Source organism: Acidobacteriota bacterium (assembly GCA_022562055.1).
Lineage (GTDB): Bacteria > Actinomycetota > Acidimicrobiia > Spongiisociales > UBA5794 > BMS3BBIN02.
In genome coordinates this window covers 52,732-61,800 of record JADFQA010000018.1, presented here as the reverse complement: position 1 = coordinate 61,800, position 9,069 = coordinate 52,732, and the positions used below count along the sequence as shown (strand labels likewise).

The following is a 9,069-nucleotide window of genomic DNA, read 5'->3' as shown; positions in this document are numbered from 1 at the left end:
CTTTGACCCTTGCTTCAGGGGTCGTTCTTGGGTCGGTGGGCGCCGGACTCGGTGTGTTTGGAGGCCTATTGGGTGTGCTGGCCGCCCAACCGTACCTGGATCGAATTGTCGGAAGAGTTTCAGGTCCGTTGGAGTTTCCGATACTCGGCATTGTCGGGGGTGCACTGTTGGGAGTAGTGGCGGCGACGCTCTCAGCGCTGCGTCCGGCACGTACTGCAGCCCGGATCACTACCGTTGACGCACTCGCGGGTCGCGCGCCTCGGCCCCGTTCGGCGGCACGACTCGCCGGGTTAGGCGTCGGCGCTATCGCGATCGGCGTGGTCCTCACGGGTGTCGGCACTCTCCGCGGCGGTGCGGCACTTCCGACAATTGGATTGATTGGCATCGTCTTTGGAGTGCTGGCGTCGATCCCGATGTTGGTGGCCTGGGTCGGTCGGGTAGCAGTGGGATTTCCGCTCTCTTTTCGGATCGCAGCTAGGGAGACCGCCCGATACGGGCGCCGCACCAGCGGCGCGGTTGCTGCCGCAGCCATCGCGCTGGCGATGCCGGTGGTAGCCGCTGCCGTGATGTTGACTGACGATGCCGTCAACAATGCGACCCCTGCAATGGCGGAGAGCCATATGATCGTCGGTCTCTTTGGGAACGACGAAGGAGCTGGGGGCCGGGAGCACCCCCTTATCAATGAACTTCTCGACAAGGTGTTCCCGGATGCGTCCGTGGCCACGATCGTCCCCGCGACGTACGACTCGGATCGGAATCCTTTGTCCAGTGACGACTTCCCCGCGCACTTTGAGCCCCGCGTCAACTTCATTGTGCCCGGCCAGCGAAGCGCCGCCGGGAGCGAAACGGTACAGTCAGGCGCGGTGTACATCGGGGACGCCGATTTGCTTCGTGCTCTTGGCGTCGAGGAGTCGATACCTGATCTTGAGATGGGGTTCGCAATTGCGTTCGACCTGGATTTCGTCGACGGTGATGTGACCTACTTGTTTCAGCGAAACCCAGAACAGTCGTGTCTTGAAGAGCCGGGCCAGTGTTGGTTGGGTCACCGGGCGATCCCGGCTGTCGTTGCCGCCGGTCCCGTGTTGGGAGTTGAACTGCCCACTATGGTTGTATCTGCCGAGCGTGCTACAGAACTTGGTCTGATTCCGGCCGCGTACCAGGAGCAGTTGATTGCCGCGGACCCACCCATCTCAAGAGAGCAATTGGAGGCGGCCCGTGCAATAGCTGCTCGTTACTCCGGGACTTCGGTTCTCGCTCTGGAGGACACCAGGTTCGATACCTCGCTCCTGCGGGTTGCCGTGGTAGTTGTTAGTGGCCTGCTGGCGTTGGCGATCGTTGGAGTCGCGCTTGGTTTGGTTGGCGCCGAGTCGCGGCGCGATCAGGCGGTGATGGACGCGGTGGGTGCCGGCCCGTGGACACGCCGCAAAATCGTTGGTAGTAGCGCGCTATTAGTAACGGCGATCGCAGCGATACCGGCAGTTCTGATCGGGTTCCTGCCTGTGTCGATCTACAACGCATTGACCACCCCGGCATTGCCGATTGTGGTCCCGTGGTCGACGATCGGTGCTGTCGTGTTTGTGATTCCACTCTTCGCCGGTGCCGTCGGCTTTGCCACGACGCGCCGACCATCAAGCTCGCATCTACGCCGAGCAGCCGTGTGACCAGGTTGCACACACTCGATTGTTGGACCGGTCGCTGAGACTCGCGCCAGCATCGGCAGGCTACTCAATAGACCGAGGTTCAGTCGTCGTCATCGTCATTGGATTCTTCCCTGATCCTCACATCGAGTTCGCCGTCTTCAAACTCGGCTCGGAACTTTGACTTATGAGTGTTACTCGTGAACGTCACCTTCACCTCTTCAGGTCCCGTCTTTTCGACTTTCGTTAGAAAGCCAGTTTTCGGGCTGGCGCTAACAAACTCAACCGTATTCTGGCCGACGCGGATCAACACAAACCCGCCCGTCAACTCGAACGGTGGGGGTTCGGAGGTTGGCGGCGTCGTGGTGCTCGTCGTTGGCGTCGTGGTGCTCGTCGTTGTCGGCGAGGACGGCGCTGAGGTTCCCGTCTCGGGGATCGAAGTCGTGGTGACCACTGTCGTGGTCGAGGTCGTTGTTGTGGACGTTTCGGGAGTTGTCGTTGTCGGCAAAGGTGTCGTTGTATCGGTTTCGGGTGGTGAGGTTGTCGCGGTCACTGTGGTTGGTATGCCAGCGGCGACCGGGGTATCTGCAACCCGTTCTCTGATGCCGGCGACTGCCGCCGAAGCGATGAGAACGGATACTACGGTGGCTGTAAGCCACGCCATCACGATCATGGACTTCTGTTCCATGGCCGTAAGGCTGCGCCTCATGAGTGTGAGTTTGTGCTTCATGAGTGTGAGTTTGTGCTTCATGCCTGCAGGGATGCCTTTCTGCTCCATGCCTGTAAGGATGCCCTACTAGCTTCGCCTGTGGGATAAGCGGCGGATAAGTCTCGGTGAAGGATGCGAAATAGACTCGGGTCAGGCGCACGCAGCGTGTATCTTTGTAGCCATGGCCAGCATTCTCATCGTAGAAGACGATCAGCGAATTCGAGAAGCGCTCGCGACTCGGCTAGCCGAGCGGGGACACGATGTCGAGGCGACTGCCACCGCAATGGACGGCGTTCAGCGCGCGGTGAGTGGGGATATCGACGTGGTCGTTCTCGACCTTGGACTGCCCGATATTGACGGCGCAGACGCTCTCCAGATGATTCGTGCCGTCAGCCAGGTGCCGGTGATAGTCGCCACTGCTCGTGACGACGAGGAGGAAATTGTACGAATCTTTGACGCCGGTGCAGATGACTACGTCGTGAAGCCATTTTCATCTGATCATCTCGAGGCTCGGATCCGTGCGTTGCTTCGTCGATCGGGCCGGAGCGAAGGCGACGGACTGGTCACTGTCGGGGAACTCGTGGTCGATACTGATGCCCACGAGGCCACTCTTGCAGGTCGGCCGTTGGAATTGTCCGGCAAAGAGTTTGATCTGCTCGCCTATCTCGCTGAACGACCCGGCAAGATGATCTCAAAACGGGAGCTTCTCGCGGCGGTGTGGCGTCAACCATACGGAGGGGCCGACAAGACGGTCGATGTGCACCTTTCGTGGTTGAGGAAGAAGCTCGGCGAGACGGCCGCCGAGCCACGCTACATCCACACACGCCGCGGCGTCGGGGTGAAACTGGTTGAACCGCCCGCGTGAGACAGCGGCTTATGCTCGTCATTGGGGCTGTTACAGCAATGGTTGTCATTGCTTTCTTGGTCCCGTTGGCCACTCTGGTGCGCGACTTGGCGAGCGATCGTGCCCTCACCGCTGCCGAACGTGAGATCGAGCGAGTAACTCGGGCTATCGCGATCGGTGCAGGCGATGGCGATCTACTTGTCGCGGTCGGCGACCTGCAACTCGATGGCAGAGAATTCGCCATTTCGGTCATCGTCAACGACGAGGTGTTCGGGTACGAGATCTCGAACGACTCGAATGTGGCGACCGCTCAGGGTGGAGCGGCGTTCCGGGCACCCGTCCCCGAGGGTCAAGCGATTTACGCACCCGTCGTTGTGTCGACACAGGAGGACGCCGTTGTCGTCCGTGTACTTGTCACGGCAAGCCAACTGACAGCAGGTGTGGTTCGGTCGTGGGTGATTCTAGGGATGCTTTCTCTTGTGCTGGTATTGATCGCGCTCGCGGTCACGGATCGTTTGGGTCGGTCCCTTGTCGAGCCGGTACGCGATCTGTCGGCGGTCGCGGCAAAACTCGGCGACGGACAGCTCGATGCCAGAGTTGTTCCTTCGGGTCCCCCGGAGGTCCGCGAGGTCGGTGCGCAGCTAAACCGCCTAGCTGGGCGAATTACGACACTGCTGCGGCTCGAACGCGAGGCGGCGGCTGACCTGTCTCACCGACTGCGGACCCCGCTCACCGCCGTACGGCTGGATGTCGAGGCGGTCGCTGATGGAGCAGTTCGGAAGCGGTTGATGAACGATCTTGACGAACTCGCACGTACGATCGACTTTGTCATCCGTTCGGCTCGTCGCCCCGCGCTCGCAGATGCCGACCCGACGTGCGATCTTGCGGAGGTCGCCAGCGCGCGGTTCGAGTTTTGGAGTGCGTTGGCGGAAGAGCAAGATCGCGTTGGCCGCCTTCGGATTGATGAAGGCGTGTGGGTGGTCGATGCCGGGGAGTCCGACGTGACAGCGATGATCGATGCGCTGCTCGGCAACGTGATGGCACACACGCCTGAGGGGACGGCTTTCGCGGTTGTGGTGTCAGGCGACGGAGGCATAGCGGTCTTGACGGTGACTGACGAGGGCTCAGGTTTCGACCCAGCTTTGGCGGCGCGCGGACGGAGTGAGGCGGGGTCGACAGGTCTAGGACTCGACATCGTCCGTCGGACCGCAGAAGCCTCAGGTGGAAGGTTGCAGATCGAGACGACTCCGCAGGGCGGGCCGAAAATCGTCATATCCTTGGGACTGACCAAGGCGTAGCTCGACGCCTCGGATTGATGAATTTTCCTGCCTCAGTCACCGGCGGATCCGTCGATCGACTCGCGTATCAGGTCGGTGGTGATCTCGTCAAGAGTGAAGTCGACTGCAGACGCCATCTCCCAGTCAGGGTCGGCATCCCAGTCGGCGTCTGCCCACTTTGGAGGCATCGGCTTGCCCTGCAACACAACGCTGAACCAGTAGATATCGACTAAATCGAGGTGCCGCATCAAACCGGCGAGGGTCAGGTCAGATGGCTCGAGTCGTGTGAGGGCCTACTGCTTAGTGATACCGGACAACTTGCGCAGCAGTACCGTGCGTTGGTAGTTGAGCATTTCGGTGAGTGTTGTTCTCTCGTCAGCGGATCTCTGTGGTTCCTGATCGGTGTTTGGACAGATCTAGGCACCGGCCTCTGAGGACGCTCCGATAGCTGTGAGCCACAGGTACAGACCACGCACAGCGGAGTGTGCGTGTGGGATAAAAGAAATGGGGTCCCGGTGGTGCTTTATTCAAAAGCGTGGCGAAAGCTACGCCTTGCTGTGTCTTTCATGCTCATCTCGTCGGTACTCGTTGCTGTCTCCATACTTGTGGGAAGACGAGTCGTCTCTGGTGCCACGGCTCGACCAGGGTGTGTACTACTGGGAACAGGGCCGCTACAGGCGAGCGATTCGATACTTCCGATGGTTGTGGCGGGAGGCGGACAAGGCAACGGCGAGACACTCACACTCGGCCGTTTAGCCAACTCTTCGTTCTGGCGTCCCCGCGAGCACTAAAACAGCGGACCGGGGACGCCAGAACCGGCCGTTGGCGTCCCGAGCTCGATCGTGAATCGGTACGGTCGGTCGTGGTCGTGCGTTGGTAGAGGAGGCCGGTGCTGCATCCTGATACGCTTGGGGTATGGATGACGTTCGCATTGGCCTGTTTATTGACTACGAAAACCTTGCGATTGGGGCTCGGGAGGATCTTGGCATTGTCTTTGACTTCGGTCCGATCGCCGACGCGCTCGCAGAACGTGGCAGGGTTGTTGTTCGGCGGGCCTACGCCGACTGGTCGCATTTTCAAGCCGACCGGCAGATGCTCACGGACAACCACGTCGAACTCATTGAGATCCCGCAACGTCGCGGTGCGGTCCGAAAAAACGCGGCAGATATCAAGATGGCTGTCGATGCAGTTGAACTCGCGTTCGAACGCGAGTACGTCACGACGTTTGTCATCTGCACCGGCGATTCCGATTTCTCTCCGCTGGTCCACAAGCTTCGCGAGCTCAACAAGCAAGTGATTGGTGTCGGCTTGAAGGCTTCGACGTCAGCGCTTCTTCCACCTGCGTGTGACGAGTTTCTCTTCTACGAGAACCTCCCGGGTGTCGACATACCCCAAGCTCGAGTCATCAGACGCGGCCGTGACGAGCCGAAGCCACAGGTCAAGGATCTCGCAGGTCTCGACGGGCTGCTCTCGCGAACACTTTCGGGACTTTTACGGTCGGGCGACCACGACGTGCGGTCGTCTCAGCTCAAGAGGGCGTTGCTCAGGAAGGACTCGACGTTCGCCGAAAACGATTACGGGTTTAGATCGTTCGGTGAGCTGATGCGCAATCTTGACGAAAGAGGCGTGGTTCAGCTCAACACCTCTGACCGTCAGGGCGATCCAGTCGTGTCGTTTCCCGCCGAAGGTAAGGGAGAGGCGAAGGCGTTCGAGATGCTTCGATCAATCGCCTCTGACCAAAAGAGCGGCGCTGTTTCACTCTCGGGTCTCAAAGATAGGATGCGCAAAAATGACCCATCGTTCACAGAGAAACGCTTCGGCTACACCGGTTTCCTCCAATTCGTAAAGGCTGCAACCGCCAAGGGCATAGTGGAGCTGTCATTCGACGAAGAGGATGGTTCCTACAGCGTTTCCGCCAAGGGCTGATCCGGCGGGGCATCCTTGGACCGCCCCGCAGCCAAGTGGCCGGGTTGTCGTGGCCGGATTCAGTGCCGGTTAGTGAACAGTGAAAGCGAGTTTTAGGCTTGCGCGGTACTGGACGATCTTGCCGTCTGAGACCTTGGCGTTAAATTTCTGGACCTCGATACCGGTGATACCGCTAATTGACTCTGAAGCTTTGTCGACGGCCTGAATCACCGCGTCGTCAAAACTGACTCCTGAAACGCCAATAATTTCGATGACCTTGATAGCCCCTGACTCAATAAACGCCGACATAGTCCGATCCCTCTCTTAGCTCTCGCTGTTCGTCGCGGCAGGGTACTCTTGCCCTGTGCGGCATTCCAACAGCTTCAGAGATCAAAGAGTCGGTGTCGATGCATTTTGGGGAGGCGCCCAGGCCCTCATCGTTCCGCTTCTTGTCGTTTCGTTGGCCCTTGGTCGTGGTTTTAATAGTTCAGGACCGGTAGGCGACACCTCGATAAACCACCTGGGGGCACTCGTTTTTCTGCTGGTCGTGCCAACCGCGTGGGTCTTTGCGATTGATTTCATCGAGGCGAGCAGGCTTACCGTCGTCGTGGTCGGTCTTGTCACTTCGTTGCCGCTGTGGTGGTGGCTGGGGGGGCGCTTAGCAGCAAGAGCGTCAACGTGGGCTGTGTGGTGGCTTCGATTCGCAACGGCGCTTTTGGTGTGGATATCGACCGTCGTGGTGATCTTCGCGGTCGTCGGTTCGGTGTTGTCCTAGAACGCTACTCATCCACGATTTCGCCACCGAGGATGTCCTGAACTAGCGCAGTCGGGTCGGTGCCGGCCTCTCCTGCGTCGAACAAGTCGTCACGGTCGGGTGCTCGTTCCGGAACGGGGTCTGGCTCCTTAACCGCCTGGAGGTGGGGGCGTCCCGATCCGCTAGGTTGGGACTCGGCAACGTCCGCACCCGTCGTACCTGGCGTTCCACCTTCGAATCGTATCGTGACTGTTCCCCCGGCATCCCCCGACGCAAGCCGGCCAAGCGCTTGTATCAACTCATCGTCGTGTGAAAGTTGCTCAAGATGAAACGCGAGGTGCTCGGGTACAGCGAGTACTAGTTCACCGCCGTTGACCTTCGCCGGGACAGCCTCCTTGAGGAGGGCGTGTCGTCGCGGCCCGACGATATCCCTAATCCTCGCCACGAGGGATGGCCACATCGCCTCGTATTGGCTCAGGGTAAGTTCTGCGACCGGTGGCGATTCTGGAGCCCGTGTTTCGTCAGCCACAGGGACGACATTTGCTTTTGGTGCGTCGGCATCGTCGGTTTCTAGGGTTGGGACACTCGTCGCTGTCGGGACGCTTGCCGGCGATTGGGGCTGGGTGGTTGTTGTGACCGAACCCACCGCGGAGATTGTTGGTGGCGAGCTACGTTGGGGAGGTTCTTCGGCAAGTTTCGGTGCCGCGGTCGCCGCCTTTTCGATGAGTTCGCGAACCCGGCCTTCAAGGCGTGACATACGGATGTCGAGTGCTTCCATATCTGGTGCAATCTCCGGACGCGTTAGACGCAGCACCGCCAACTCGACAACTAGCCGTTCTTCGCGCCCTTGACGTAGGTTGAGTAGCGTCTCAGCAAGTTGGTCGACCGACCGGAGGACGTCAGCGACCGGCATCGTCTCAGCTACCTTCCGCCACTCGGCAAGGGTATCGCTCGACTCGTCAGCCACCTCCTCGAGATGCGGTGCGTATTGGGCAAGAAACACCCCGCGGAAAAACGAGACAGCCTCCGCGATGAACCTACGGAGGTCGGTGCCTTGGGATGCGAGATGCGCAACCAGGCCGAGCGCCGCTGGGGCATCCTGTTCCACGATCGCTCTAGCAAGAGTCGCGTACACATCAGAGTCCGGCAGACCTAACGCTTTCGTCACTCCGGCCGTATCAACCGTGCCGGCGCCGAGCGCGGCAATCTGTTCAAGGAGACTTAGGGCGTCGCGCACCGATCCGCGCGCATGGCTTGCGACTAGCGACAGCGCCTGGTTGTCAGCAGTAAAGGACTCTCGGCGCGAAATATCGGCGAGGTAGTCAACCAGGGTGTCGACCCCGACGGGATGGAAGTCGAAGCGTTGACATCTGCTGCGAATCGTATCCAGAACCTTGTACGGCGCGGTCGTCGCAAGGATGAATACGACATGGGCCGGTGGTTCTTCAAGTGTCTTGAGGAGGGCGTTGCCAGCGGCCCGCGACAACATGTGCGCTTCATCAAGAATGTAGATCCGGTGCGCCCCCCCCGCTGCAGCCACAGTCCCGACGTTGACGCGGATCTCGCGAATGTCTTCGACCTTGTTGTGAGACGCGGCGTCGAGTTCGATCACATCAATCGACGTCGCCCGGGTGACACCGTCACACGAATCGCAATCGTTGCAGGGCTCCCCATTTGCTTGCCGGTCAGTGCAGTTCAGGGCCTTTGCGAGCAGGCGAGCCGTGGTGGTTTTGCCCGTGCCCCGTGGTCCTGCAAACAGGTACGCGTGGGCGACCTTGTTATCGACGATCTCACGCGCCAGCGTCTGGGTGACGTGGTCCTGGCCGATCACTTCATCGAATCTCTGTGGTCTGTGTTTGCGGTACAGCGCTTGGTGTTCCATATGTCCCGATGGTAGTGCAGTGCCAAACCGTGCCGCCCATCCCCGCAATTCTTTGCACCAC

9 protein-coding genes are annotated in these 9,069 nt (G+C 59.9%); 5 read left to right on the top strand and 4 right to left on the bottom strand.

Features of this window, described 5'->3' with window-relative positions:
• Positions 1-1,661 (top strand): ABC transporter permease (locus tag IIC71_08020; protein ID MCH7669131.1); only part of this gene is annotated, 1,661 nt, incomplete at its 5' end.
• A gap of 79 nt (positions 1,662-1,740) precedes the next feature.
• On the opposite strand, the gene IIC71_08015 is transcribed toward IIC71_08020, so the two are convergent.
• Positions 1,741-2,415 (bottom strand): hypothetical protein, encoded by a 675-nt coding sequence (locus tag IIC71_08015; protein MCH7669130.1) that lies wholly within the window; start codon positions 2,413-2,415, stop codon positions 1,741-1,743.
• 112 nt (positions 2,416-2,527) lie between these two features.
• Between IIC71_08015 and IIC71_08010 the strand changes: the two genes are divergently transcribed.
• Both IIC71_08010 and IIC71_08005 read left to right on the top strand, forming a co-directional pair.
• Positions 2,528-3,211, top strand: a complete 684-nt coding sequence (locus tag IIC71_08010; protein ID MCH7669129.1) for a response regulator transcription factor — start codon at positions 2,528-2,530, stop codon at positions 3,209-3,211.
• Complete coding sequence (locus IIC71_08005) at positions 3,208-4,488, top strand: HAMP domain-containing histidine kinase (GenBank protein ID MCH7669128.1); 1,281 nt, start codon at positions 3,208-3,210, stop codon at positions 4,486-4,488. Before IIC71_08010 ends, IIC71_08005 begins: the two co-directional genes overlap by 4 nt.
• 32 nt (positions 4,489-4,520) lie before the next feature.
• Here the strand turns inward: IIC71_08005 and IIC71_08000 are convergent, their stop codons facing one another.
• Positions 4,521-4,715 (bottom strand): hypothetical protein, encoded by a 195-nt coding sequence (locus IIC71_08000; protein MCH7669127.1) that lies wholly within the window; start codon positions 4,713-4,715, stop codon positions 4,521-4,523.
• A 667-nt stretch (positions 4,716-5,382) separates the two neighbouring features.
• On the opposite strand from IIC71_08000, the gene IIC71_07995 reads away from it, so the two are divergent.
• Positions 5,383-6,393, top strand: a complete 1,011-nt coding sequence (locus IIC71_07995; protein ID MCH7669126.1) for an NYN domain-containing protein — start codon at positions 5,383-5,385, stop codon at positions 6,391-6,393.
• Between the two features lie 69 nt (positions 6,394-6,462).
• On the opposite strand, the gene IIC71_07990 is transcribed toward IIC71_07995, so the two are convergent.
• On the bottom strand, positions 6,463-6,681 hold the full coding sequence (locus tag IIC71_07990) for a dodecin domain-containing protein (GenBank protein MCH7669125.1): 219 nt from the start codon (positions 6,679-6,681) through the stop codon (positions 6,463-6,465).
• A gap of 55 nt (positions 6,682-6,736) precedes the next feature.
• Between IIC71_07990 and IIC71_07985 the strand changes: the two genes are divergently transcribed.
• On the top strand, positions 6,737-7,147 hold the full coding sequence (locus tag IIC71_07985; GenBank protein ID MCH7669124.1) for a hypothetical protein: 411 nt from the start codon (positions 6,737-6,739) through the stop codon (positions 7,145-7,147).
• 4 nt (positions 7,148-7,151) lie between these two features.
• On the opposite strand, the gene dnaX is transcribed toward IIC71_07985, so the two are convergent.
• Positions 7,152-9,008, bottom strand: a complete 1,857-nt coding sequence (gene dnaX / locus IIC71_07980) for a DNA polymerase III subunit gamma/tau (GenBank protein ID MCH7669123.1) — start codon at positions 9,006-9,008, stop codon at positions 7,152-7,154.
• Between the last annotated feature and the right edge of the window lie 61 nt (positions 9,009-9,069).